Origin of the sequence: Embleya australiensis (assembly GCF_051903075.1) — a bacterium.
Classification (GTDB): Bacteria; Actinomycetota; Actinomycetes; order Streptomycetales; family Streptomycetaceae; genus Embleya.
The window spans coordinates 2206848-2232184 of record NZ_CP182423.1 but is presented as its reverse complement, the minus strand read 5'-3'; the positions used below and the strand labels follow the sequence as shown (position 1 = coordinate 2232184).

The window sequence follows — 25337 nt, the reverse complement described above, 5'->3', positions numbered from 1 at the left end:
ATTTCCTCACCGTAAGCCCGTCCCGCCGCTTAAGGGGTACCGGATGCGGTCGTCGCGACGCCGCCGTCCACCGGGATGATGGCGCCCGTGAGGTAGGACCCCGCCCGGCCGGCGAGAAACACGGCGATACCCGCCATGTCGTCGTCGCGACCGATCCGGCGCAGAGGGGTTGCCGCCGCGATCGTGTCGCCGATGGCATCGAGCGTGGACGCCATCATCCGCGACGGGAACACTCCCGGTGCCACCGCGTTCACCGTGACGTGTTGTGGGCCCAGTTCCCTGGCGAGCACTCTGGTGAGTTGATGGAGTGCCGCTTTGCTGCCGGCGTACGAGTAGTTGGGCGCCTGGGCGACGTGGATGGCGGCGATGCTGCCGATGTTGATGATCCGCGCGGGATCATCGGCGGTGCCCGCTTTGCGAAGTGCGGGGAGCAGCGCCTGCACCAGCCGGAACGGCGCCTTGAGGTTGAGGTCGATCACCGCGTCCCAGGCCTCGTCCGAAAATGTCGCCAGCGGCTCGCGCCACATCGCTCCCGCGTTGTTGACAAGAATGTCCAGGCATTCCGAGTCGGCCATGACAAGGTCGGCAAGGCGCAGACACTCGTCGCGCTTGGACAGGTCGGCGGGAATTGCTCGAACGTCGCCGAATTCGGACAGGAGATGCTGTGCCTCCGCGCACGCGTCCGCCTTGCGTGAGCTGATGACGACGCGGGCGCCCGCCTGGAGAAGGCCGCGCGCAATCATCATCCCGATGCCTTTGGTGCCGCCCGTGACAAGGGCGTACTTCCCACTCAGATCGAAAAGTTCTCGATGAGTGGTGAATCGGTTGTCCGCCATTGGTCTCCGTCCATTCTGTCGTGGAGGAATGCGCCGACGCGATCGCGCATTCGGGGCGCCTGAATCGAACTGTCGGAGGTGAACCCGCAGTGCGTGCCCATGGAGTGTTGTCGGCGCTTTCGACTCGATCAGGTTGACAGGGGTTCGGGACGTCTGGGAGATCCTGGTGACACAGGTACCGTGAGAGCCCCCCTCGCCGGTGGTTCGCAAAGTCACGGGTCGAGACCGAGTCGGAGGAAGCGCTGCGATGCACGAGCCGGGGGATGCCGCCGTGGTGGTGGAAGGCGGGAGTTCGGGCGAGGGGTCGCACGAGCCCTCGAAAGAGGCGCCGCGCGAGTTCGTCGAGGACATCGTCGTCGTCCACGAGGGCGGCGGCGTGGTGCACTTCCTGTTGATCACGTACGTCCCCGGCGACTCGGGCAACGCCGCGGGGTACGTCTTCCGGCGCCCCGTCGGCAGCGACGAGCCGGCCGAGAACATCCTGGCGACCAACGACACGCTCCGCGAGTTGTGGTGCTCGCCGCAGGGGCATGTGTGGGCGACGAGCAGCACCGGTCTGGTCTGGACGAGCGCACCGGTTCCCTGGACGGACACCATGCCGCCGGACCTGGAGTTCGACACGCCCGAAGGCGGGGTGACCTGGCGCCACACCGCGCTGCCCGCGCAGGCGCACAACGAGGGTCGGCCGAACCCCTCGGCCGTGTGGGGGACTTCGGACGACGACGTCCACATCGCCACCTTCGGCGGCGTGCTCTACCACTGGAACGGCGCCGACTGGTCGCAGTTCCACTCCGGGATCGGCGCACCGATCGGCGCCGTCCGCGGACGCGCGGCGAACGACGTCTACGCCGCCGGCCACAACGGCACCCTGCTGCACTTCGACGGCACCGCGTGGACACGGATCGCCGATCCGGACGGCCCCGACACAACCGACCTGCTGACGGGCATCGCCTTCGACGCCGACGACGACGTGTACGTCACCGGCAGATCGCGCGGCGGCCGCATACTTCGCGGATCCGCGCGAAGCGGCTTCACGGTGGCCGTACGCGACCGGGTCGCCGCCCTCGGCGTGGCGCTCGTCGAGGGACGGCTGTTCTGCGCCGCCGGGAAGGGCGGCGTCGTGGAACTGACCGCCCAGGGCCCGAAGACGCTGCGCGACGACATCGCCGCCTGGTCCATCGCCGAGGGCGAGGGCCGCGTCTACGTGACGGAGACACCGGGAGAGGCCGCGTACTCCGAACTCGACCTCGCCACCGGGCAATGGCACCGCCGCTACTACTGACCACCGTCCCGTGCGGCACGGCCGCACCCGCGACGGAGCTCCCATGAGCGCGGCGAGCGCAGGGAACCGGCCAGGGACCGGCTAGGGTCCGTCGGGCCAACTTCGCATCGCCAGTTCCGCGACGCGTTCCAGTCTCTCGCGGCCGACGCCGTCGACGGCCTGGGTGGACATGCCCTGGACGACGGCCGCGTAGTAGGCGGCGAGGTCGTCCGGGTCGGTGTCGGCGGGCAGCCGGCCGGCCGCCATGTCGGCGGCGATCCTGCGGCGGAACGCCGCCTTGGACGCCTCGCGCAGCGCGCGCAGTTCGGCCTTGACCTCCTCGGCCGCCGCAGTGCAGTTCACCGCCGCCGTGATCACCATGCAGCCGGGCGGGTGGCCGGGCTCGGTGTAGGCCTCGGCCAGCGCGTACAACATGCGCTCCATCCCCCGGCGGGCGTCCGGCTCGGCGTCGAGTGCCCGGCCGGCGACCGCGCCGTAGGTGACCCCGTAGCGCTGGATCGCCTCGCTGAACAGGGTGCGTTTATCGCCGAAGGCCGCGTACAGGCTGGGCGGCTTGATGCCCATCGCGGCGGTCAGCCCCGATACCGAGGTCGCCTCGTAGCCGTGCTGCCAGAACTCGATGACCGCGCGATCCAGCGCGGCTTCGCGGTCGAAGCCGCGCGGACGGCCTTGGGTACCGGACATGCGAACCATTCTATAGCGCTCGCTATGGAAGGCGGGAATCTCTGCTACGGTGAGATCTGTAGCGACCGCTACGAAACTCGTTTGCGCATCTTCTACAGGGAGCCTTCATGTCCACCGCCACCGCCGCCACGGCCCGCGCCGCCCTGCCCGTGCCGACCTTCGCGCGTACCGTGCGCGGCTCGGGCCCCGGCCTGCTGCTCGCGCACGGCGCCGGCGGCGGTGTCGCCGCCAACTACGGGCCGATCCTGGACGGCCTCGCGGCCGAACACCGCGTGGTCGGCGTCGACTTCCCCGGCTCCGGCGAAACCCCGCGCTCGACCGGGCCGCTCGACCTGGACGAACTCGCCGACCAGCTGGTCGCGGCCGGTGTCGCCGAGGGCCTGGAGACCTTCGCGGTGTCCGGCTACTCGCTCGGCGGCGCGGTCGCCGTCCGGGCCGCGACCCGGCACCCCGAGCGGGTCACGTCGCTGATCCTGACCTCGGCCTTCGCACACGCCGACGCCCGCCTCCGGTTGGCCGCGCGGGTCTGGCGCGGGCTGTACGAGTCCGGCGACCGGGCCACGTTCGCCGCCTTCCTGACCCCGTTCGCACTCGGCCCGGCCACCCTCGACGCGCTCTCCCCCGAGGACCTGGCGGGCGTACTGCGGATGACCGCGGACACCCCACCGCTCGGGACGCCCGAGCACACCGAACTGGTCGAGCGTGTCGACGTGCGCGCCGACCTGGCCACGATCGCGGTCCCGACGCTGGTGGTGTCCACCACCGGCGACCGCCTCGTCGAGCCGTACCACCACCGCGCCGTCGCGGCTGCCCTGCGCAACGTCCGCGTGGTCGAACTCGACTCGGGCCACCTGCCGTTCGCGGAGCGTCCGGCGCAGTGGCTGGCGGAGATCGTCGGTTTCCTGGACGAGGTCGAGGGCGACGCCGCTCGGTAGCGGGTGGCGGCCTCGGGCCTCCGGGTGCTTTCACGCCTCCGGGAACGGCGCGGCCCACTCCTCGTCCGGCAGCCGCAGCGCATTGGCCACGTACGCGATCGTGCGGTACCAGCCGGCCAGGACCAGCACCTCCACGATCTGCCGATCCTCGAATCCGGCCCGGAGTTCGGCCCACGTGCCGTCGGTGAGGTCGGCGCCGTCGTGCAACTCGTCGACCACGCGCACCAGGATCGCCTGGCGCGGTGTCCAGGCGGCCTCGTCGTCGACGACGGTGGCCCGGAGTTGACGCGGAGTCAGGCCGACCCGCTCGGCGAACACCTCGGCGTGCACGCCCCATTCGTACGAGCATCCCGCCCGCGCGCACACCCGCTGCACCACGGTCTCCCGCTCGACGGCGGGCAACGTACCGTGCCCCAGCAACCCCGAGCCGAGCACCCGCATCCGCGAGGCCAGGTCGGGGTGATGCTCCAAGACCCGGAACAGGGCGAGGGGTTCACGGTCTCCGGCGGCGCCCATCCAGCGGGCCAGGGACGCCTCGGTATCGGGGGCGTAGGGCGGGGACAATGGCGTGATCCGCGACATGGGCGTGCTCCTCCATCGGCCGGGACGGCCGCTCGGGCGCTTCGGCGGCCGACCCCTCGGGTGCTTCGCTTTCAAAAGCACTATGCTGCTTTCGAAAGCAAAGCGCAAGGAGGCGGCCGTGGACCGGCACGACAAGGCGGGCATCCCACGTCCCGGAAGCCCGGTACGCGGGTCGACCACGGGCCGGGCTCCGATGGCCGCGCTCGACCTGCTCGGCCGGCGCTGGATCCTGCGCCTGATCTGGGAGCTGAGCCGGGAACCGGCCGGTTTCCGCGCCCTGCAACGCCGGTGCGACGACATGTCCTCCAGCGTGCTCAACAACCGCCTGCGGGATGTGGTGGAGGCCGGGATCGCCGCCCAGGACCCGACCGGCCGCTACACCCTCACCGCCACCGGGACCCGACTCGTCGCCGCCCTGGACCCGCTGCTGGAGTGGTCGGTGGAGTGGGCAAGCGAGCTGGACAGGGACAAAGACAGGAGGGACAAGGACTGACGCGCGTCACCACCCGCCCTCGAAGAAGGCCGCGAGCGCCGGCTTCGGGTCGGCCGTGGTGCCCACGTTCGCCATCACCACCACGAGCACGACCAGCGTCGACGCCACCGCGAGCACCCCGAACCACGCCTGCAGGCGCCGGGCGCGCCGATCGGCGGCGTCGGTCGCGGCGAACCGCCGCCACACCACCACGGCGAGCCCGATCAGCACGACGGCCACGAGCCCGGCCACCACGGCCAACGCCGCGTGGTAGCGGGCGAAGTCGTCGATCATCAGGTCGAGGGCGGGCGGGGTGCGCTCGCCCTTGCCCGAGGGGGCGTCCAGCGCTTCCCGCACCTGGCGGAGTGTGTCGCCCGGTTCGCCGCCGGCCGCGCCGCTCGGCAGCAGCGTCAACAGCGACGAGAACGGCGCCACCGCGCCCTGGATGTTGGCCATCACCGTCGCCAGCGCGCCCGCCCCGAGCATCGTGACGAACACGCCCGCCGCCGCGAGCCCGGCCCGGCGTCCCGTACCGAGATCGCGCGCCCGCAGGAACGCCCGCCACACGAGCATGCCGAGCGCGACGACCACCACCAGCAGGATCGCGGCGATCACCGCCTTGACGACGTGGAATCGGAACCAGTAGTCGACCGCCCGGTCCATGCCCGGGGTGAAGTCCCGCCGACCGGCGCGCCAGTACTCGACGAACGCCGTGCGGAAGGACGCGGCGAGGTTGTCCTGATCGACGGAGCCGTCGCCGGCGATGTGCTCGGCCAGTACGGGCGGAACGACGAACAGGGCGGCGATCAGGGCCACTACGGCGCCGACGAGGAGGGCGAGCGGGCGCGCGGGCATGCCCGCGAATCGCGATGGGACGGCGGGACGCTGCCGCCGCCGGCCCGGGAGGTGAGGCGTTGCTGTCATGCCGACCACGCTTCCGCAGCGGCGCCGCCCGGTCACCGGAGCAGGCCGGACACCCGGAGGTATGGCAGGCCACACCCCCGGGACGAATCGGGCGCGGCGGTCAAGCGCGTGGCTCAGCCCCTGAGATAGGTGAGTACGGCGAGCACCCGGCGATGGCGGGCGTCGTCGTCGGCCGGCAGGCCGAGTTTGGCGAAGATGTTGCCGATGTGCTTCTCCACCGCACTGGCGGAGATCACCAGCCGCCGGGCGACCGCCGTGTTCGAGCAGCCCTCGGCCATCAGCGCCAGGATCTCGCGTTCGCGGGCGGTCAGGGCACTCACGCCGCCGTCCCGGCGACGCGCGGCCAGCAGTTGGGCGACGACCTGCGGATCGAGCACCGTGGCGCCGTGCGCGACCCGGTCCAGCGCGTCGAGGAACTCCTCGACCCTGGCCACCCGGTCCTTGAGGAGGTAGCCGACCGAGCCCGAGCCGTCCGCGAGCAGGTCGCCGGCGTAGGACGCCTCCACGTACTGACTGAGCATCAGCATCGGCGCGCCGGGCACGTACGAGCGGGCGCTGATCGCCGCGCGTAGGCCCTCGTCGGTGTGCGTCGGCGGCATCCGTACGTCGACGATCGACACGTCAGGCCGGTGTTCGAGCACCGCCGCGACCAGGGCGGGCCCGTCGCCGACCGAGGCCACCACCCGGTGACCGTCCTCGACGAGCAGGCGGACCAAGCCCTCGCGCAGCAGTACCGAGTCGTCGGCCACCACGATCCGCAACGAGCGGCGCTCGGCGCGGGCCGGCGCCTGGTCCGGCGCCGTGTCCGGGGTCAGTCGCATGGCAGTACGGCGGTGATCGTCGTCGGGCCGCCGGCCAAACTGTCCACCCGCAACCGCCCGCCGACCGCGAGCAACCGCTCCGCGAGGCCGCGCAGTCCGTGGCCCTTGGCCAAGGCCGCGCCGCCGATGCCGTCGTCGGTCACCCACACGGTCAAGTCGCCCCCGTCGTGCCGTAGTCCGAGTACGCACCGGTGTGCGTGGCTGTGTTTGGCCACGTTGGTCAGGGCCTCGGCCACGACGAAGTACGCGGCCGTCTCGACGCCGGCGTCGAGTCGCCGGCCCGGCGCGACGATGTCCAACTCGGCCGGGACGGTGGACAGCGCGGCCAGGGCGGCGAGCGCGTCGGGCAGGCCGCGGTCGACCAGGATCGGCGGGGCGATGCCGCGCGAGAGCGCGCGCAATTCGTCCAGGGCCTCCTGGGCGTGGGCCATCGCGTCGGCGAGGGCCGCGCGGGCGGTCTCCGGCCTGCGGTCGAGATGGTGCTCGGCCCGGCCCAGTTCCATGGCCAGGCGGACCAGGCGCTGCTGCGGGCCGTCGTGGATGTCCCGTTCGAGCCGGCGCAGCGCGCTCGTCTCGGCCGTGACGGCGGCGACGGTCTGCGCGCGGGCGGTGTCGCGTTCCTGTTCGAGGCCGAGGATGCGGCGGTGCAGGGCGGAGGCGTCGGAGAGCAGCGCCTGGCCGAGGCCGGTCTGGGCGGTGGTGAAGGCGCGGGTGACCAGCGGCAGGGTGCACAGGAGCAGCAGGCCGACCGTGGTCCCGAAGGCGACCCGATCGACCGGCGAGAGCAGCCCGAGGCTCACGGTGACGTGCGATTGCCCGCCGCCGGCGTTCAGGGACAACGGCCGCAGCGGCTCGGACGCCGCGTATTCGTAGCGCAGCGCGCAGGTGGCGCAGCCCACCGCGACGAACCACCACAGCGCGGTCACCAGCGCGGTGACCAGGGTGATCGGGAACAGCACCACGGCGTGCGCGGCGTCGAGCCACAGGCCGGGCCCGGCACCGGCGCCGGACGGGCTCGCCCCCGGCTCGGCACGCGCGGCCCCGGCGCCGGCGGCACGCACCTTGGCGATCCGCCACCGCTCCAGATCGGCACACCACTGCGCGGGCGCGAGCGCGCGGGCCACGAGCGGCGCGCCGCCGGGCAGCACCAGCCCGAGCGCCGCGAAGAACACCCCGCCCAGCGCGGCGACCACCCCGACGGCGGCAAACACCGGCGCGGTCAACAGGTACACCGACTGCACCAACGTGCGCCGCCCCACCCGCGAGAGCGCCCCGACGCCCGGCCACGATCGACCCCGGACGGCGGCGGAGAGCGATTTGGTCATGCACCAAAACTAGTACCGCGCCGCGCCCACGCCCCCGAAGCCGCCCGTTGCAGGTAGACCAGTGCCGTCACCGTCGTATGGTCCGGCCCGAACCCGTGCTCGGCGCAGTCGCGGTCCATCCAGTCGTCGCACCGGAACCGGGCCCGCTTCTCCAGCGAACAAAACGCCACCTCCCACGCCGACGCGAGCCGATCCACCAGCAGCAACCCCCGCTCCGCGCCGGCATCGACTCCGGGCGAGCGAGGACACAACGCGGTCCGCGCACCGGCGGGATGGTTGATGTAGTCGTACTCCCGTCCGATGTGCCCCAGATCCGACACCCGCGCCACCACCACACTCGGCCCGGCGTCGTCCCCGACGCTCTCCACGAGGAAGACCTCCACGGCGAAGTCGGCCGACCCCGAATGCCGCACGGCGTTGGTGGCCAGCTCGGTGACGATGAGCCGGATGTCGTACGAGATCGCCTCCGGCACCTCGGCCTCCGCCAGCGCGCGGCCGACAACGCGACGCGCCTCGCCGACATTGCGCTCGGTGGAGGCGTAGGCCCAGCGCGACTGGGCGACGAGCCGGCGTGCGGGGGTAAGGGTCGTCATGGTCCGGCTCCCGAGCGTTGGCGATCAATGCTCGTGACGGTAGAAAACCGACATGCCGGGAACCAGACGTGCTGCGCGCCGGTTTCGACAGGGCCGGCGTCGAGCCACCGCGTTACGCGGTAGTCATCCGGTTACACCGAGGTGATCGGCCAGTTCGCGCATGTCGGTGGTCAAGGTGCGCTTGCGCTTTTTCAGGATCAGTCGGACCACGTCTCGGGCCAGGCTCTGGTGGCGAACCCATTCCGGCGCGGCCTGCAAGACGGTCCGCATTTCGGTCATCGCCTCGCCGTAGTCGCCGACATGCGCCTGTGCCAGGGCAATGTCCAGGCGGTGTCGGTTCTGCGTGTTCGGGCCCGGGGGCGGACCGGTGATCGGCTTCGGGGTGTGCTCGACCCCCCGGAGCAGTCCGCGGTGGTCGCCGACGACCGCGAAGTCCTCAAGGGTCTTCAGGTGGGCCGTGACCGGGCCGAACGATCCCCAGTGCACGCTGCGGTCGGTGTGTTCGACGCCGACGGCGGTGGCTGCGGTGCCGGCCATGCGGCGGGCCTCCCGGGCGACATCGGGGTTGTTATTGCGCACGGCCGCCGCAGCGACGCGCTGGAGCAATTCGCCCCACCCCGCGATCTCACCGGCGGTGGCCCTCGACAGGCGCGGCTCGATGCCGTCGGCCGTCTCCGCCGCCAGGTGTTCGCACTCGTCGAAACGACCCTGGCGTAGCAGCAGCCAGCACAGGCCGCCCACGCCGACAGCCGCGAGGTGTACCCGACCCATGGCCCGGGCATCGCGAATGCTCTCCGAGAACGCGTGATAGGCGAGGTCGTATTGGCGAACCTGGGTAAGGTACTTCCCGGCCGCGTGCAACGCCGCCACCCGCACCTCGCCGACACCCTCGGGCCCCTCGGCAGAGGGCACCGCCCGCAGGATCGCGGGGAGTTCGTCCGCCATCGACTCGTACCGGTCGGCCTGATACAGCTCGTGGGCCCGATCGATCCGGGCCCGGACGGCGGCCAGGCGTTGCGGGGTGAGTTCGGCGGAGTCGGCGCGGTCGACCAGGCCGACCGGTGGCGTGAGTGCTTGGCGCAGCGCGATCAACTGGATGCGGGAGCCCACTTCGTCGCGCACGGGTTTGGGCACCGACGGCGCGAAGAGCGCCGACGTGGGCAGATCCAGCGCTCGTGCGAGCACGTGCAGCGTAGCGATCCGGACGTCGCCGCCCTGTTCGACCTTGGCAACCGTCGACACGCCCAAGCCCGCCGCCTCCGCCAGTTGCTCCTGGCTGAGCCCGGCCACCCGTCGATACCGCCGGACGTTGTCCCCGAGTCCGCTCACCGTGTACCTCTCACCCTGGGAGGTGGCACTCACCCATGCCGATCCCAAGCTAGCGCGGCAACGGCCCGTTCGGGATCGGGAAAGGCGCGGCGGCGACCCAGGGCCGTCAGTCGAGGTTGTGCAGCACGACGTCGCTGATCCGGCCGGCCTCGGCCGTGAGCGTCATGTACGTGTGATGCGGTTGGCGGCGCCGATCGGTGGGCGAGCCCGGATTGAGCAACCGCAACCCCGTGTCCGTGACCGTGTCCCACGGGATGTGGCTGTGTCCGAACACGAGGACGTCCGCGTCGGGATACCGCGCCGCGCACCGGCGTTCGCGGCCCTCGGCCGGGCCCGTCTCGTGGACGACGGCGAAACGCACGCCGCCGAGTTCGACCCGGGCCACCTCCGGTAGCCGCGCCCGCAGGTCCGGCCCGTCGTTGTTGCCGTAGACCCCGACCACGCGATGCGAGGACGCCTCGAACAGGTCGAGTACGTCGACATCGACCCAGTCCCCCGCGTGGATCACCACATCGGCGACCGCCGCCTCGACCAGCACCTGCTCCGGAACGGCCTTGGCACGACGGGCGACATGGGTGTCGGACACCAGCAGAACGCGCATGCCCACCACGGTACGACTCCGACGCCGCATCCGGGACGAACCCGACCCTCGTCCGGTCAGGGAGCCGTTTCCGGTTGCGGCGCCGGCTTCGGGGCCCGCCAGGCGGGATTCCTGCGGATGCCGACCTGTTCGAGTTCGAGCGTGTCGCCGGTTTCGGTGCGGAGTTCGACGTGGACCGGTACGCCCGTTTCGTGGTCGACGTAGTGCAGCGGCGCCGTGCCGTCCTGGAGGTACCGGTCGCCCCACTGCATCAGCGCCACGATCACCGGGAACAATTCGCGGCCCATGTCGGTGAGCACGTATTCGTCGCGCGTACGACCGCCGTCCTCCCGATACGGGCGCTTGGCGAGCAGGCCGGCCTCGGTCAGGCGGCGCAACTGCTGGGCGGCGGCGCGGTCGGTGATCCCGATGCGGTCGGCGAAGCCGCTGAACCGGGTCGTGCCGTAGCAGGCCTCGCGCAGGATCAGCAGCGCGGAGCGGGTTCCGACCACCTCCAGCGCCTTGACCAGCGAGCAGTGATCGGTCTTCCACGCGCCGAGATCGGCGAGCGCGCCCTCCATGACAACCGGCATGACCCCATCGTACCCACCCCGACTATCACCTTGTATAGCCAGACACCCGCTACCTATACTCCAGGAAAGCCAGCCCTCGCCGCGCACTCCCGAGCGGACGGCGCAACGCCGCGCTGCCCTCGACCGGACCATCCGACCCGCATCACAGGGGGATCCCCATGGCCTCGCAGGCCACACAAGCCGCGCCGGACGCCGACAAACGGCGGCAAGTCCCCGGTGGACCAACGGCCATCACGTTCGTCGTGTGTTCCGCGGCGTTCATGGCGATGCTCGACGTGTTCGTGGTCAACGTCGCCTTCACCGACATCGGCGCCGAATTCGACGCACCACTCGCGGACCTGAGCTGGGTCCTCAACGCCTACGCCATCGTCTACGCGGCGCTGCTGATCCCGGCCGGCCGGCTCGCCGACCGGTACGGCCGCAAACCGGCGTTCCTCGCCGGACTGGCCCTGTTCACCGTGGCGAGCGCCGCCTGTTCCGCCGCGCCCCAGTTGTGGTGGCTGGTGTTCTTCCGCGGGCTCCAGGCGGTCGGCGCGGCCGTACTCACCCCGGCGAGCCTCGGGCTCCTGCTCACCGCGCTGCCGCCGGACCGCCGAGCCAAGGCGGTCGGAATCTGGGCCACCACCAGCTCGTTCGCGGCGGCGGTCGGTCCCGTCGTCGGCGGCGGCCTGGTGGAGCTGTCCTGGCGGTGGGTGTTCCTGATCAACATCCCGATCGGCGTGGCGGCGTTCGTGGCGGCCCGCCGCGTGCTCCCCGACCTGCGCGAGGCCTCGGCCGTACGCATGCCGGACCCGCTCGGCACGGCCGCGCTGATCGTCGCCTTCGGCGCGCTGTCCCTGGGCCTGGTCAAGGGCCAGGACTGGGCATGGACCGGGGCGGCGACCATCGGCACCTTCGCCGTCGCCGCCTTCGGTATCGCGATCTTCGTCGGGCGGATCCTCACCCACCCGGAACCGGCCGTGGATCCGGCCCTGTTCCGCACCTCGACGTTCGTGTGGGCCAACATCACCGTGTTGACGTTCTGTACCGCCTTCGGCGCGGTCTTCCCGTCCGTGGTGTTGTGGCTGGAGGGCCCCGGCGGCTACTCGACCCTGGCCACCGGCCTGGCCATCGCGCCGGGCCCGCTGATGGTGCCGCTGTTCGCGGTCGTCGGCCGACGGCTGGCCGCGCGGGTGCCGATCGGGGTGCTGGTGGCGGCGGGCAACGTGCTGTTCGCCGGCGGCGCCCTGTTGTTGGCCGCCGGCGCGTCGGCCGATCCCCGGTACGTGACGCAGGTCCTGCCGGGATGGCTGGTCATCGGCATCGGTATCGGCCTGGCCATGCCCCTCATGCTCTCCCGCGCCACCGCCCGGCTGCCCGGTGACCAGGCCGCGACCGGCAGTGCCGTGGTCAACACCAGCCGCCAACTCGGGTACGTGCTCGGCGTCGCCATCCTGGTCGCCGTCCTCGGCACGACCGGCACCGCGCCCGATCCGACCGGCGCCTTCCGACACGCCTGGTGGTTCATCGCGGCCACCGCCGCCGGATCGGCCGTCACCGCCCTGGGCATCACCGGCCGCACTCGGAGCTGATCACCGTGAGCGTCATGACCCCCGTAGCCCGCGTAGCCCTCGCCGACACCGTGCGCCTGCGCCCGTGGCGCTCGGACGACGCCGACGAACTCGGCCGAGCTGCCGCGTACTTCTCACCGAACGCACTCGCCGCGCGATTCGGCGCGGCGAGCACCACGATCCCCGACTGGTACCGGGCCCACATCATCGAGGCCCGGGCACACGGCAGGTGGGACGCGTGTGTGGCCCACAGCGGGGACCACATCGTGGGCTGGGCGGAGTACGGACTCGACGACGAGCCCGGTCACGCCGACATCGCCGCCCTGGTCGGCGACCGGTACCAGGGGCACGGCCTCGGCACCCGGTTGATCGGGCAGGTCGCGTCCCTGGCCAAGGCGGCCGGGGTACGCGTCCTGCACGCCCAGATCCGGGTCGACAACCGGGCCGCCCGCAAGGCGCTGTACGCGGCGTTTGCGAACCTGCGCTACACGGAACTGCAGGACGGACAGTGGCACTTCGCCGTGGACTCGGCGCACGCCGTCGACCTGCCACACGCCTCGAACGGGCCGGGCCCGATCGGCCCCGCTCAGCGACCGCCCTCCTCGCCCCGCACCTGATGCGGGCCGACCGCCCCCGCGACGGCCGACCCGGTCGGTGGCTTGACCCCGTTGGTGGCGCCGGCCGTCGGCCGTCCCGTGCCGGGCGGCTTGACGCCGTTGGTGCGCCCGGTCGGTGTACTGCCGTGCGCCGACCGGGTGTTGCCCTCGGGCCGGTCGCCGTGGCGTCGGGGCGGCTCCGTCGATTCTTTGGGCTCCCCCGAATCCCGGAAGTCCGTGGCGGATCGCCCGAGTTCCCCGTTGTCCCCGTTCATGTTCGTTCGCTCTCCTCGATTCCCGCGAACCGTGCGATCGCTCGGGTCCCTGTCTTCCGAGCGACCGCCCCCCGATCCGGTTGATTCCTGGCCTTGCGGGTGCTGTCGGAAATAGTCGAGTGACAACACACCACATAGTCAGATACGTACCGGGGCCTCGAACGGTTCGGCGTTCGCGGGACGAGATTTGCGCAGACGAGATTTGCGAGCCGGACGCGTCAGGTCGTCGGCGTCACCTTCGCCAGACCCGCCGGGGCGTCCGGGTTCGCTCCTCGGCGCAGGGCGAACGTGCGGGCCAGATTCTGCAGATGCACGGTGGTGGCGATGGCCCGGGCGGCCTCCGTACGCAGGCCGCCGAGTTCGGGGGCAACCGTCGCGTGCGGGACGCCGTCGGCGACCAGGCGCTCGCGCAGTTGGGCGATGTCGGGCGCGGTGGGGCCGCCCAGATCGATCAGCAGGACCGGAACGCGGGCGCCCAGTGCGGCGATCGGGCCGTGCAGCAGGTCGGCGACCGAGATGCCCTCGGCGAATACGCCGGAGGTCTCGCGGATCTTGAGCGCGCCCTCCAACGCCACCGCGCCGCCGAGTCCCCGGCCGGCCACGACCAGGCGGTCGTGGTGCGCCCAGTCGGCGGCCAGCCTCTCGCACGCGTCGGCGTCGGCCAGCACGCGGCGTACCGCGTCGGGGAGTTCGGCCAGGTCGGCGAGATCGGCGACGGTCGGCGGCAGCGGGCCGAGGGCGAGCGCGATGCCGACCACGGCCAGGAGTTGGGCGGTGACGGTCTTGGTCGCCGGGACCGCGATCTCGGTGCCGGCGTCGGTGGCGACCAGGACGTCGGCCTCGGCGGCGAGCAGGCTGTCCGCCTCGTTGGTGATCGCCACGACCCTGGCGCCCTGTTCGCGCGCGGCCCGGACCGCCGTGACGATCTCGGGGGTGCGGCCCGACTGGCTCAGCGCGGTGACCAGGTAGCCGGAGTAGTCGGTGCGCGCGCCGTAGCGGGTCACCAGGCTCGGCGCGGCCAGGCCCGCCGGGCGACCGGACGCCGGCTCGTACAGGTAGCGGCCGAACACCGCGGCGTTGTCCGACGATCCGCGCGCGATCAGCGTCGACCCGAGCAGCGGTGTGGGCAGCGCGGCCCGGACGGCCTCGCCGAGTTCGGGCAGGCGGGCGACCAACCGGCCCAGGACGTCCGGCTGTTCGGCCATCTCGGCGGCCATCACGGACCCGGGGGCGGCGGGGTGGTCGGTGGTCGGCGTGCTCGGGGTTGCGGGGGTCATGGCGTTGGTCCCTTCGGTCGGCTTCGCTTCGGTCGGCTGTGCTTCGGTCGGCCTTGCTTCGGTCGGCTTTACTCGGGCCGGCCTTGCTTCGGTCGGCTTCGCTTCGGTCCGTGCCGGGTCGATCGGTTCGGGAGGAGCGGTTCGGGGGTCGACCTCATCACGTCACCAGCGCCCACTTCGGGCGTTCGCCGCGGGCGATGTCCCAGGCCAGGGCGGCGGCGCCACGCAGCGCGCCGTCGTGGATGTGCCGCGCCGCGACGATCACCTCGTCCGGGGCGGCGGCGCCGGGCGCGTGTTTGGCGACGAAGCCGCGCAGTACGTCGAGGACCCGATCGGCCGCGGCCATCAACCCGCCGCCGAGGGCGATCCGGGTCGGGTCCAAGGCCAGGTACAGGTTGAGCACATGGCCCGCGAGCACGTCGAGCGCCTGGTCGGCGACCGCACGCAGCCGGGGGTCGGCGGAGGTCAGGATCGCCGCCGCGTCGGGGGCCGGGCCGGTGCCGCCGAGCGCGTACAGGGCCTGCGTGCGGGCGAGCAGCGGGCCGCCGCCGATCAGCGATTCCAGGTCCGGCTCGTCCGGGCGGCCGGGCGCCAGCGCGTAGCCGATCTCGCCGGCCACACCCCGCGCGCCGCCCACGACCCGGCCGCCTACGGTGAGCGCGGCGGCGACGCCCGTACCCAGATTGACGAACAACCCCGGATCGGCGTCGACGAGCGCGCCGGACCGCACCTCGGCCAGCCCCGCCGCCTTGACGTCGTTGGCCACCACCACCGGCAGCGCCCCGAACGCCTCCCGGGCCCGGCCCAGGACGTCCACCCGCTCGATGCCGGGCAGGTTCGGCGACAGCTCCACCCCGGCCGAGGTCACCGTCCCGGGACACACCAGGCCCACGGCCACCACCTCGTGCCGCCCACCCCGGGTCGCCGCCGCGACCTGGTCCCGGGCCGCCCCGAGCAGCCGGTCGAACGCGCGCCCCATGTCCTCACCGGGAGCGCGCGTGGGCACCCGCCGCCCGGCCGACATCACCCCGGCGGCATCGATCGTGGCCATCGCGGTCTTGGTGCCGCCGATGTCCAGCGCGACTATCGCACGCGCACCACGCGTCACGACGCGTCCTCCACGACCCGCGCCTCCGCGTCGTACCTGCTCCCCCACACCGGCGCACCCCCCGCCCTGTGCAGCCCGGCGACCGCCTGGGTGCGCCCACGCGTGACGAACGCCTGCGGCCGGAAGCACATCACCACCGTGTCGCCCGGACGGATGTCCAGACGCCGGGCGTCGCGCAGCACCGTGTAGTAGTGGATCGCCCCATCGGGGGCGGCATCCACGCGCGCCACCCGATCGCCGGCGGTCACGGTCGCCGCGTCCCGGCCGACCAGCGCGGTCGGTTGGAAGTCGCCGAGGACCTTGTCGATGTAGTGGCCGGCGGCGAACGCGTACGCGTCGTCCCCGTCCACGTGCGACACCTCGGTCACGTACACGATCGCCGGCTGCTCCGGGGCGTCCTCGGAGAACACGTGCAGCGGCGTGGTCCCGTGGATCGCGTTGCCCGGCTCGACGTGCGTGGCCCCGGCGTCGGCGGCGATGGCCAGCGAGCGGGCCGAGGTGGTGCCGGGCGCGTTGACCTGGCGGATGTCGAACCCGGCCGCGCGCAGGCGTTCCGCGGCCGTGACGAGCGTGGTCAGGTTCGGGGTGGCGGCGATCCGCCGGTTGTCCGGGTCGGCGAGCAGGGCCGGGAACGTGGTGACGCCGTGTACCGCGACGCCCTCGATGGCGTGCACCGCCCGCGCGGCGGCCTCCACGTCGGCGGCCGGGAAGCCGCCGCCGTGGCCGAAGTAGAACCGGTCCCCCTCGCCGTGCACCCGCAGCAGCACCGACACTGGCGGGCCGCCCCGACGCAGCGCCGCCGCGCCGATGCGGCGCGCGGCGTCGAGCGAGAACACGGTGACCACCTCGGGGTCGGCGCCGACCACGAAGTCCTCGCTGCCCCGGTGCGGTTGCACGAGGTGCCCTACGTGGCCGACCGGGAGCCCGTGGCGCACCGCCGCCGAGACGCAGGCGGTGTCCACCGCGACGACGGGGCCGAGGCCGGCGTCGATCGCGGTGCGGGTCACGTCGGGGTTGCGCCCGTACTGCTTGGCCATCACGTAGGTGGACAAACCGCGCGCCCGGGCCGCGTCGGCGATGGCGGCGGCGTTGCGGGCGACCGTGTCCAGGTCCACCACGTAGGTGTTGGCGAGCAGTTCGCCGGCCTGATGGGCCGTCACGACGGCGTCGATCAGGGGGCGGTTGTGGGCGAGCAGTCGGTCCAGGAACATCGGGTCTCCTTGGCGCGGGCGGGGCGGGGTGCGGGCGATCCGAACGGTGTGCGGATCAGGTCCGGCCGGTCGACACCGGCACCACCCCCGTCGACGCGGTCCGGGACGCCGCCGTCGAAGCGTCCGTCGTTTCCGTCGTGTCGTCGCCCGGTTCGTCCTCGAACACCCGTCCCATCGCGGCCAATACCTCCGGACGCGAGCGGTGTGCCCACACCAGATACGCGGCGCCGAGCACCATCCAGCCGACGATCACGTACGGCACGAGGTTGTTCGGATGATCCGGCACCGGCCACAGCTGGCCGTAGATCGGCAGCAGCATCAGCAGCACCGTCGCGCCCGGCAGGATCCCGTGCCGCAACAGGGCGAACTCGCCCCGGTGTTCGCGCAGGTAGAACCGGATCACCGCGATGCTCATCAGGATGTAGATGACCACCATGCCGAGGCCGAGAATGGTGCCGGCGAACCCGTACACGCCCAGCGGACCGAGGTCGCCGCCGAAGCCGCTGCCCAGGGCCAGCGCGAACACGAGCGAGAAGCCCAGATACGCGGTGATCGCCGACTGCGGCACGTGGCGCTCGTTGGTGCGGCCGAGGAAGCGCGGCAACACCCCCTCGCGGCCCATCGAGAACAACACCCGCACGGCCGCGTTCGATCCCGAGACGACGTTGGCGAACTGGCTGACGATCACGGTCAGCGCGAGGATCCAGGTGACGCCCCAGTAGCGGTCGACCAGCGTGGTCAGCGGCGCGGCGTCGCCGGCCAGGTCCGAGCCGTGCGCGGAGCCGAAGCCGATCGAGGTCGAGTAGGCCATCAGCACATAGAAGGTGCCGATCACCGCGACGGCCGTGAACAGCGCGAGCGGGATGCTGCGCTTGGCGCCACGCGCCTCCTCGCCGAGGGTGGCCACCGACTCGAAGCCGATGAACATCAGGATGCCCCAGAGCATGCCGGTACCCAGGCCGCTGAACCCGTCGATGGAGTTGGCCGGGTTGAACGGCGCCACCGACAGGCCCGAGTCGCCGCCGTCGCCGAGGATCACCCCGGCCAGGCCGAGCAGTACGCCGACCTCCAGGACCAGGAAGATCAGCGCGGTCTTGGCCGAACTGGACACCCCGAGCGAGTTGACGCCCCACACCACGGCGGCGAACGCCAGCGACATCATCTGCCACGGCACGCGGATGTCGAACTGGCTGTCCAGGAAGTCGTGGCTGTACCCGCCGAGCGCGGCGAACAACATCGGCCCGACCATGCCGTACGTGAGCAGCAGCAGCCACCCGGACAGGAAGCCGCCGGACTTGCCGAACCCGTGACTGTTGTAGGTGTAGGCGAAGCCGGCCGCCGGCAGCTTGCGGGCGAACGCGGCGATGGTGTTGGCCACCAGGAGGCTGGCGACCATGGCCAACACGATGGCGAGCGGCAGCGCGTACCCGGCGCCGGCCGCGGCGGGCGGGGTGTTGAACGCGACGCTGGTGGCGGGGCCCATGAAGGCCATACACATGGCGACGGCGCCGAACACCGACAGCGTGTTGCGGCGGAGCGACCCGCCCTTCGGGTTCGGGCTCGCGGGCGGCGAGGGCAGTGCGGTGGACATGGGTGGTACTCCAGGCGGTTCGGTGGGGCGGGACGGGCCCCGGGGGTGCGGGGAGGGTGGGGACGCGCGCCTGTGGGGTGGGGTCGGGCTCAGTGCGCCCGTGGCGTCAGCAAGGCCGCGAGGTCGAGGTCGGCTCGGACCGCCGCCGCCGCGTCGGGTGCGACGTCGAAGCGCACGCGCAATGCGGTGAGGCCGCGCGATACCGCGCCCAACGCGCCTGCCAGGTCGGCCAGTTCGGAGTGCACCAGCTCGGGGCAGGCGGGCAATCGTCGGCGTACCCGCTCACGCAGCCGGGTGGTCATCGCGGCGTCGATGGAGGCGGAGACGCGGCCGCCGAGGACGACCAGTTCGGGCTCGTACGCGATGGTGACCGCGGTCAGCGCGACGCCGAGGGCACGCTCGAAGCGTTCGACCACGGCGCGGGCGGCCGGCGCGGTGTCGGTGAAGACGTCGGCGGCGGTGGCCACGTCGAGGCCGGCCTCGCGGGCGGCGCGCATCAGGCCCTCGGCACCGACCAGTTCCTCCACGGTGTGGTCGTCGGAATCGACGGGCAGGAAACCGAACTCGCCGACCAGGCCGGTCGGTCCGCCCCGGATGTGCCGATCCACGGCCACGCCCGCGCCGAAGCCCGCACCGACGGTGAACATCACGGCGGTGTCGGCGGTGCGCGCGGCGCCGTGCCGAAGCTCGCCCTCCAGGGCCAGGTCGGCGTCGTTGCCGAACGCGACGGTGCCCTCCAGGGCGCGGCGCAGCCGGCGGGTGAACAGGTCGCCCTCGATCTGCGGGAGGTTGGTCGCGCCGCGCACGTCCAGCCCGTCGGCCGCGACCGCTCCGGGCAGACCTATCACGCCCGCGCGCAGCACGTCGGGCGCGGCGGCGGGCCGGGTGGCGGCGGGCCCGGTGGCGGCGGGCCCGGCGATGTCGGTCCCGGCGGTGGCGTACAGCGCGCGGACCCGCTCGGCGAGCCAGTCCGCGAGGTGGTCGGCGGCGAGGTGCCGGGGCGTGGGCTCCTCGTGGTAGCGCGGCGAACGGCCGAGCAGGTCGGTGGCCAGGAACCGGCAGGTGGTGCCGCCGAGGTCGACACCGACCGCGACACCACGTTCCGCGGCGACCTCGATCACCACGCCCTGGCGGCCCCGCCGGCCGGTCTGGAGCACGGCGCCCTCACGGACGAGGCCCTCGTCCAGCAGTCCTTCAACCACCCGGGACACGGTGGCGGCGCTGAGCCCGGTCTGCTGGGTGAGACCCGCGCGACTGTGCTGCCCACCGGCCAGCAACACCGCGAGCAGGCTGGAACGGTTGGCCCATCGGGCATCCGCCGTCTCCGCCATGTTCACCTCTCAGAGTGAAAATATTTCAGAGTGAGAGAAAATTAAGCCCGGCGAAGGGAGGTGTCAAGGGTTCATCAAGACGGCCCCAAATCAGGACAACAGTGAGCATGCACCCGACCACTCCCCGCACCCACCGCAGGCCGCGGGGCATGCGTCAGCCGGGTCCGTCCGCGGGTTCGATGAGCCGGCCCAGGCGCCGGGCCTCCGCCGTGATCTCCGCATCGATCTCCGCCGCCGTCCGGGCGCCGACTCCGAGGCAGTCGTACTCGTCGTCGAGTTGGGCCAAGCGCTCCGTGAGGGCGAGTTCGTGGCCGTGATGCCGGTGGATCCGGGAGGCGAACTCCCGGGGCGAGAGCCGGCCCCCGAGCATGCGCCGAGCAAGCGCCGGCACGGCGGCCACCTTGCCGACGGCACCGCCGAACGCGTAAAAGGCGAGACCGAGTTGTCCGAACGCCACCGGGAGCAGTTCGTGCACGTCACGAACCGCCTCGGCACGCGTACAGGCAGCCAGGATCCGCAGGCCGGGGCCGTCGAGCCCCGCGACGAGCGCGACACAGGCCGCGTCGACGACGTCGATCGCCGGTATCTCGCGCGCACTCCAGAGCGCGGCATGGTCCTGAAGGGCAAGCGCCGCTGCTTCGGTCGACGTCACGCGCCCATGCCTCACGCGACGGGGCACCCCCGTCGAGCCGATTTCATCGACGTGGAACCTACGGCTGGAAGGTGTACCCCCGGCCCTGGCCCCACTCCACCGCCGCGGCGGCGATGGCGCGGCTGAAGCGGTAGTCGTCGATCAGGGTCTTCAGGGTCTCGGTCACGCCGTCGGTCAGGACGTCGTCGGCCTGCCACCCGGCGAGCAGTTCGCAGGCGGCGGTCAGGGTGCGGGCGTCCCAGGACCCGGAGCGCGAGTGCACCATCAGCGACTCGCCGAGCAGATGCGGATCCTCGAAGGTCGAGAGCAGGAACGGGGACGCGGCCGGCACCGCCCCGCGCCGGAAGACGGCGGGCAGCGGGGTCCCCTGCGGGAGCCAGTACACGGTGCCGATGATCTCCCAGCGGCCGTGCCGACCCCGGCAGGCCGGGAGGTCGCGGGCCACCCACGAATCGTGTGCACCGGTGTCGAGCACGGTTGTCCCGTCCGCGCCCCGGACCGTACCGTCGACCACGGGCCACGCCTCCCAGTACCGCGCCACCGAACTGCGCGTGTCGTCGATCGACCCGTCATCGCGGTTCACCCGCTCGGTGCGGTCGATGCGCTGGACGATGTACCCGGTCGCGCCTGCGGGCGGCACCCAGCGGAAGCTGCGATCGAAGGCGCCGAACTCGTTCGAGGTGTCCACGGAGTTCACCGTCCCGAGATCGAAGGCCGGCCCGTCCTCGTCCTCGTCCTCGTCCTCGTCCTCGTCGTCATCGTCGTCGTCGGGCAGCGGCTTCACGTGGGCCTCGGCTTGGAGTCGTTCGCGCTCGGCGGCCGTCATCGACAGGGCACCGGCGCCGACGCCGGTGGTCGTGGGTGCAGGTGCTGGGGGCATCCCGGACTTGGCCGACTCCTTGCCCTTCTTCTCCTTCTCCTCGCGCGTCGTGCTCTCGCGCAGGGCGACCACGCGGCCGGATACGTCCCGCAGTTCGGCGTTCCCGCACGCCAGGCAGTAACTGCTGCACCTCTTGTGCACGAAAACGTCCCGACAGGTCGGGCATTCGAACACCGAGCGGTAGTCCTCGTCGGAGTCCTCGACGAAGCGGCGCTCGCAGAAGTAACAGGTGCTGGAAGCGGTGAGTGGCATCGCCGATCCTTCCGCGCGTCCCCGAGCAGCCGAACGGATGCTCCTGGTCGGAACCTACTCGCGCCGACCCTCCCGGATGGCCGGGTTTGCCCGATTACCCGAAGAAGTTTCGGGGACGCGGCGAATAGCCGGGTGGTTGGGTAACCCGCTTACCCAGCAAGGAAGTTGCCCCACCGTCGAGACGCCGGCCGGGCAGCGGAAGCAGGTCTTCGCTCGGCCTTGCCAAGCGAACCTCGGGTCGAGCCACCGCAGCGGCCCTCGGGCCGGCCTTCACGAGCGAGGCGAAGGTCGGACGCGACCCTCCGGCCGGGCAGCGAGCGGGCCTGCACCCGAACGGCGGGAGCGAGTCTTTGGTCCCACTCCGCGAGTTGACCTCCCGGCGCGCTGCGGGCTCGGGCCTCGGGCGGGCTGCGCGTGTGGAGCTTCGGTCGGGCCCCGTGGGTAGCGCTTCGGTTGGTCTTCGCGCGTGGGGCGCCGGTCGGTTACGGGCCTGCGGGCGGGCCGGCTTTTGGATGCGTTTTGCGGGTGGGTCTTCCGGTGCGTTGCGGGGCTGGGCTTCGGGCGGATGCGTGTGTGGGATTTGGTGGGCTTTCGTGTGGGGGCTTCGGGCGGCTTCTGGGGGCACGCGCTCGATTGGGCTCGGCGGGTGGGGTCGGTTGCGCTTTGTGGGCGGGGCGGGGCGGGCCGCGGCCGGGTTGGCCGGGTGCGAGCGCGCCCCGAGCGGTGGGTGGCGGGCGGGCCGGGGTTCGCTCGGGGCGGGTGGTGGCGGGCGCGGGGTGGGGCGGTTGCGGCGTCAGCCTTGCCGCCGGCCGGTCTCGAGGTAGATCCGCAGGTGGTCGAGGCCGCGTTCGAGGATGTCGCCGACGGCGAGGTCGGTGTCCGCGCCGGCTGCCCGGTGTCGGGTCAGGGCGTCCACCGACAACGCCTCGCCGCCCTTCTTGCCGCCGAACTGGGCCGAGTCGTGGACGCGCTCGCCCTCGACCGCGCCCGGGTCGAGTGGATCCCGGCCGTCCTCGACCATGACGGTGACGATGCTGTCGATGTCGCTGGGACCGTCCTGGACGATCACGATGCCGGTGTACGGCGTACCGCGCACCGCCCACTCGATGCGGGTGCCGGGGCCGTCCCGGTCCAGGTCGACCTCGGCCGCCACGGATTGCGCGGCCTCGCCGGCGGTCACCACGACCGCGTGGGCCGAGGTGGTCCGGACGGCGGTCACCGGCGGGAAGTATTCGGGGAGCCTGTCGGTATCCGACAAGACCATGTACGCCTGGTCGGTGGACGCTGCGACCTGCACGGAACGCGTGTGAAGAACCATGCGCGTACTGCTATCCGTTCAACGAGGGTTCCATTCGCGATCACAGCGGCGCGCGGGGCCGGGAGACAGGGGCCTGGCCGGGGCGGCACGGCCGGGCGCGGCCGACGCGATCCGGCTCGGCGTCCGGGGTTGGGCGGCAGGCATCCTGCCGAGACGCGTCACCCAGGCGTTCGACCTCGGCCAATCGCCGGGCCTTCCGCGCACCCCACGCCGTCCGCGTCTTCACCAGGCTTTCCTGGTCTTCCGCGTCCGCGCCGCGCCTTCCGCACTTCGCCGCGCCTGCCATGCCTTCCGCGTCTTTGCCTCGCCTTGCAAGCCTTCCGCGCCTGTCAACGCGTCCGCCTCCACGCCGCGCCTTTCGAGCGTCGCCGGGCCTACCGCACCTCGCGGAGCCTGCCATGCCTTCCGCGACTTTGCCGCACCCTGCAAGGCTTCCGCGCCCTCGCGCCTTCCGCGCCTGTCAACGTTTCCGCCTCTGCGCCGCGCCTTTCGAGCCTCCGGGCCCACCGCACTTCGCCGGGCCTGCCATGCTTTCCGCGCCTTGCGAGGCTTCCGCGCCCCCGCGCCTTCCGCGCTTGTCAACGCGTCCGCCTCTGCGCCGCGCCTTTCGAGCCTCCGACCCACCGCACTTCGCCGGGCCTGCCATGCTTTCCGCGCCTTCGCCGCGCCCCGCGGCTCTTCGCGCCTTCCAATGTTTCCGCCACTGCGCCGCGCCGTCCGCGCTTCGCCGCGCCTGCCATGCTTTTCCGCGCCTTGGCTGCGCCTTGCAAGTCTTGCCGCCTTCCGCGCCCCCGCCCGCGCCCGCGCCTTCCAACGCTTCCGCCGTTGCGCGGCGCCTTCCAGGCATTCCGCGCCTTCGCCGGGCGTTCGGCCCGACGTTCAGCTCGGTTTCAGGTCTCACTCTCAGCCCGTTCAGGCACGACCTGGGCCGGGTTCAGGACCCGCCTTCGGCCCGGCGTTCGACTCCGCCTTCACCCCGGCGCGCCCGCGCCGCCCGCGCCGCCCGCGCCGCGTTCACGCCCTCGCGTCGCCGAGGGATTCCAGCAGCGCCCGCAGGCCGTCCGCGACGGCGGAGCGTTGTTTGGGGGTGAGCGCGGCGAGTAGGCGTTGTTCGGTTTCGATGTGTGCCGGCAGCACCTCGTCGATCAGTTCCCGGCCCGCGTCCGTGAGGGCGACCAATACGCTGCGGCCGTCCGACTCGTCGGCGCTGCGGGACACCAGGCCGCGCGCCTCGAGGCGGTCCAGCCGCTGGGTGATCGCGCCCGAGGTGACCATGGACGAGCGCATCAGCTCGGTGGGGCTCAATCGATGCGGCGGCGGGTTGCGGCGCAGGGTCGCCAGTACGTCGAACGACGAGGCGTCGAGCCCGTGTTCGGCGAAGGTCCGGGTCAGCTCGGTGCCGACCAGGCGCGCGGCGCGGGACAGTCGGGCGAGCACCGCCATCGGTGACGCGTCCAGATCGGGGCGCTGCGTACCCCATTGCTCCAGCACAAGGTCGACGTGATCTGCCACGGCGTCAGGCTAGCCGACTCCGCCCGTCGAAGCGGCTCGCGACGCCCCTCGCATTTACCTTAGCACTGAGGTACATTTCCCTTAGCGTTAAGGAATCGACCGCACCCCGGAAAGGGACACCCCACCATGCGCATCACCGTATTCGGAGCGGCCGGCAGCGTAGGCAGCCGCGTCGTCTCCGAAGCCCTGTTCCGGGGCCACGAGGTCACCGCCGTGGTCCGCGACCGGGCCCGCTTCCCCGACCTGGATCCCCGCGCCGAAGCCCGGATCGGGGACGCCGCCCGCACCGACGACGTCGCCGCCCTCGGCGCCGACCAGGACCTGGTGATCAGCGCCACCCGCCCGCCCCACGGCCGCGAACGGGAACTGGCCGCCACCGCCGAGGCGCTGCTGTCCGGCCTGGCCGGCACCGACGTACGGCTGTTGACCGTCGGCGGCGCGGGCAGCCTGCGCGTCCCGGGCGCGGGCGACACGATGGCGGTCGACGATCCGAGGTTCGTCCCCACCGCGTGGCGCGGCATCGCTCTGGCCTGCAACGCCCAGTTCGACGTCTTCCGCGCCGACTCCGCGGTGAACTGGACCTACCTCAGCCCGCCGGCCCACCTGCAACCGGGCACCCGTACCGGAACCTTCCGCGTCGGCGGCGACGAACTCCTGGTCGACGACGACGGCGTCTCCGCGATCTCGATGGAGGACCTGGCCGTGGCCCTGGTCGACGAGGCGGAGAACCCGCGCCACCACCGCGCGCGCTTCACGGTGGCGTACTGACATGGGCGGCGGAACGGTACGCCGGCGCCGGCGCAGCGACACGGGGACCGCGCCCGCCCC

General features: G+C 72.3%; 26 protein-coding genes. 6 read left to right on the top strand and 20 right to left on the bottom strand.

Translation table 11 applies throughout. The annotated features are described in order from the left end of the window. Positions 1-29: 29 nt before the first annotated feature. Positions 30-836: an SDR family oxidoreductase gene (locus ACMXN5_RS40000; protein ID WP_439679799.1), complete on the bottom strand. Its 807-nt coding sequence runs from the start codon at positions 834-836 to the stop codon at positions 30-32. 247 nt (positions 837-1083) lie between these two features. Here ACMXN5_RS40000 and ACMXN5_RS39995 point away from each other — a divergent pair, with 247 nt between their 5' ends. Next, a complete protein-coding gene (locus ACMXN5_RS39995) occupies positions 1084-2118 on the top strand; it encodes a WD40/YVTN/BNR-like repeat-containing protein (protein WP_439679798.1) in 1035 nt (344 codons plus the stop codon). A gap of 81 nt (positions 2119-2199) precedes the next feature. Here ACMXN5_RS39995 and ACMXN5_RS39990 read toward each other — a convergent pair whose 3' ends face one another. Next, positions 2200-2802, bottom strand: coding sequence for a TetR/AcrR family transcriptional regulator (locus ACMXN5_RS39990; RefSeq protein ID WP_439679797.1), 603 nt, complete (start codon positions 2800-2802; stop codon positions 2200-2202). Between the two features lie 107 nt (positions 2803-2909). On the opposite strand from ACMXN5_RS39990, the gene ACMXN5_RS39985 reads away from it, so the two are divergent. Further along, positions 2910-3737, top strand: a complete 828-nt coding sequence (locus ACMXN5_RS39985) for an alpha/beta fold hydrolase (protein WP_439679796.1) — start codon at positions 2910-2912, stop codon at positions 3735-3737. A 30-nt stretch (positions 3738-3767) separates the two neighbouring features. On the opposite strand, the gene ACMXN5_RS39980 is transcribed toward ACMXN5_RS39985, so the two are convergent. Then, on the bottom strand, positions 3768-4319 hold the full coding sequence (locus ACMXN5_RS39980; RefSeq protein ID WP_439679795.1) for a carboxymuconolactone decarboxylase family protein: 552 nt from the start codon (positions 4317-4319) through the stop codon (positions 3768-3770). An 82-nt stretch (positions 4320-4401) separates the two neighbouring features. On the opposite strand from ACMXN5_RS39980, the gene ACMXN5_RS39975 reads away from it, so the two are divergent. Continuing rightward, positions 4402-4812 carry a winged helix-turn-helix transcriptional regulator gene (locus ACMXN5_RS39975; RefSeq protein ID WP_439679794.1) on the top strand — a complete coding sequence of 137 codons (411 nt, stop codon included), beginning with the start codon at positions 4402-4404 and terminating at the stop codon, positions 4810-4812. A gap of 6 nt (positions 4813-4818) precedes the next feature. Here the strand turns inward: ACMXN5_RS39975 and ACMXN5_RS39970 are convergent, their stop codons facing one another. From ACMXN5_RS39970 to ACMXN5_RS39940, 7 genes are all read right to left on the bottom strand, one after another. Next, complete coding sequence (locus tag ACMXN5_RS39970) at positions 4819-5646, bottom strand: hypothetical protein (protein WP_439679793.1); 828 nt, start codon at positions 5644-5646, stop codon at positions 4819-4821. Between the two features lie 182 nt (positions 5647-5828). Next, entirely contained in the window at positions 5829-6476 is a 648-nt protein-coding gene (locus tag ACMXN5_RS39965) for a LuxR C-terminal-related transcriptional regulator (protein WP_439681378.1), read from the bottom strand. A 50-nt stretch (positions 6477-6526) separates the two neighbouring features. Then, on the bottom strand, positions 6527-7861 hold the full coding sequence (locus ACMXN5_RS39960) for a sensor domain-containing protein (protein ID WP_439679792.1): 1335 nt from the start codon (positions 7859-7861) through the stop codon (positions 6527-6529). After that, the gene (locus tag ACMXN5_RS39955) at positions 7858-8454 is read right to left on the bottom strand and encodes an ATP-binding protein (protein WP_439679791.1); all 597 of its coding nucleotides are present in this window, start codon (positions 8452-8454) and stop codon (positions 7858-7860) included. Before ACMXN5_RS39955 ends, ACMXN5_RS39960 begins: the two co-directional genes overlap by 4 nt. A gap of 123 nt (positions 8455-8577) precedes the next feature. Continuing rightward, positions 8578-9816: a helix-turn-helix domain-containing protein gene (locus ACMXN5_RS39950; RefSeq protein ID WP_439679790.1), complete on the bottom strand. Its 1239-nt coding sequence runs from the start codon at positions 9814-9816 to the stop codon at positions 8578-8580. A gap of 73 nt (positions 9817-9889) precedes the next feature. Continuing rightward, positions 9890-10384 (bottom strand): metallophosphoesterase family protein, encoded by a 495-nt coding sequence (locus tag ACMXN5_RS39945; RefSeq protein ID WP_439679789.1) that lies wholly within the window; start codon positions 10382-10384, stop codon positions 9890-9892. A 56-nt stretch (positions 10385-10440) separates the two neighbouring features. Then, complete coding sequence (locus ACMXN5_RS39940; RefSeq protein ID WP_439679788.1) at positions 10441-10956, bottom strand: winged helix-turn-helix transcriptional regulator; 516 nt, start codon at positions 10954-10956, stop codon at positions 10441-10443. 242 nt (positions 10957-11198) lie between these two features. Between ACMXN5_RS39940 and ACMXN5_RS39935 the strand changes: the two genes are divergently transcribed. Both ACMXN5_RS39935 and ACMXN5_RS39930 read left to right on the top strand, forming a co-directional pair. Then, the gene (locus tag ACMXN5_RS39935; RefSeq protein WP_439679787.1) at positions 11199-12527 is read left to right on the top strand and encodes an MFS transporter; all 1329 of its coding nucleotides are present in this window, start codon (positions 11199-11201) and stop codon (positions 12525-12527) included. Positions 12528-12541: 14 nt separating this feature from the next. Then, positions 12542-13123, top strand: a complete 582-nt coding sequence (locus ACMXN5_RS39930) for a GNAT family N-acetyltransferase (RefSeq protein ID WP_439679786.1) — start codon at positions 12542-12544, stop codon at positions 13121-13123. On the opposite strand, the gene ACMXN5_RS39925 is transcribed toward ACMXN5_RS39930, so the two are convergent. The 10 genes from ACMXN5_RS39925 to ACMXN5_RS39880 form a co-directional block, all read right to left on the bottom strand. Then, positions 13093-13377 (bottom strand): hypothetical protein, encoded by a 285-nt coding sequence (locus ACMXN5_RS39925; RefSeq protein WP_439679785.1) that lies wholly within the window; start codon positions 13375-13377, stop codon positions 13093-13095. The two genes, ACMXN5_RS39930 and ACMXN5_RS39925, sit on opposite strands and share 31 nt — an antisense overlap. Before the next feature lie 218 nt (positions 13378-13595). Beyond that, positions 13596-14654: an SIS domain-containing protein gene (locus ACMXN5_RS39920; RefSeq protein ID WP_439679784.1), complete on the bottom strand. Its 1059-nt coding sequence runs from the start codon at positions 14652-14654 to the stop codon at positions 13596-13598. A gap of 157 nt (positions 14655-14811) precedes the next feature. Continuing rightward, positions 14812-15762, bottom strand: coding sequence for an ROK family protein (locus tag ACMXN5_RS39915; RefSeq protein WP_439679783.1), 951 nt, complete (start codon positions 15760-15762; stop codon positions 14812-14814). Further along, a complete protein-coding gene (locus ACMXN5_RS39910) occupies positions 15759-16973 on the bottom strand; it encodes an alanine racemase (protein ID WP_439679782.1) in 1215 nt (404 codons plus the stop codon). The genes ACMXN5_RS39915 and ACMXN5_RS39910 overlap by 4 nt, the downstream gene beginning before the upstream one ends. A 55-nt stretch (positions 16974-17028) precedes the next feature. Further along, positions 17029-18564, bottom strand: a complete 1536-nt coding sequence (locus ACMXN5_RS39905; protein ID WP_439679781.1) for an APC family permease — start codon at positions 18562-18564, stop codon at positions 17029-17031. Between the two features lie 89 nt (positions 18565-18653). Beyond that, complete coding sequence (locus tag ACMXN5_RS39900; RefSeq protein ID WP_439681377.1) at positions 18654-19895, bottom strand: ROK family transcriptional regulator; 1242 nt, start codon at positions 19893-19895, stop codon at positions 18654-18656. A 154-nt stretch (positions 19896-20049) separates the two neighbouring features. Next, positions 20050-20547: a hypothetical protein gene (locus ACMXN5_RS39895; RefSeq protein ID WP_439679780.1), complete on the bottom strand. Its 498-nt coding sequence runs from the start codon at positions 20545-20547 to the stop codon at positions 20050-20052. 58 nt (positions 20548-20605) lie between these two features. Continuing rightward, entirely contained in the window at positions 20606-21679 is a 1074-nt protein-coding gene (locus ACMXN5_RS39890; RefSeq protein WP_439679779.1) for a hypothetical protein, read from the bottom strand. Positions 21680-22472: 793 nt separating this feature from the next. Continuing rightward, the gene (locus ACMXN5_RS39885; RefSeq protein WP_439679778.1) at positions 22473-22997 is read right to left on the bottom strand and encodes an SRPBCC family protein; all 525 of its coding nucleotides are present in this window, start codon (positions 22995-22997) and stop codon (positions 22473-22475) included. 1014 nt (positions 22998-24011) lie between these two features. After that, complete coding sequence (locus tag ACMXN5_RS39880; RefSeq protein WP_439679777.1) at positions 24012-24509, bottom strand: MarR family winged helix-turn-helix transcriptional regulator; 498 nt, start codon at positions 24507-24509, stop codon at positions 24012-24014. 126 nt (positions 24510-24635) lie between these two features. Here ACMXN5_RS39880 and ACMXN5_RS39875 point away from each other — a divergent pair, with 126 nt between their 5' ends. Next, positions 24636-25277 (top strand): NAD(P)-dependent oxidoreductase, encoded by a 642-nt coding sequence (locus tag ACMXN5_RS39875; RefSeq protein ID WP_439679776.1) that lies wholly within the window; start codon positions 24636-24638, stop codon positions 25275-25277. The last annotated feature ends 60 nt before the right edge of the window (positions 25278-25337 follow it).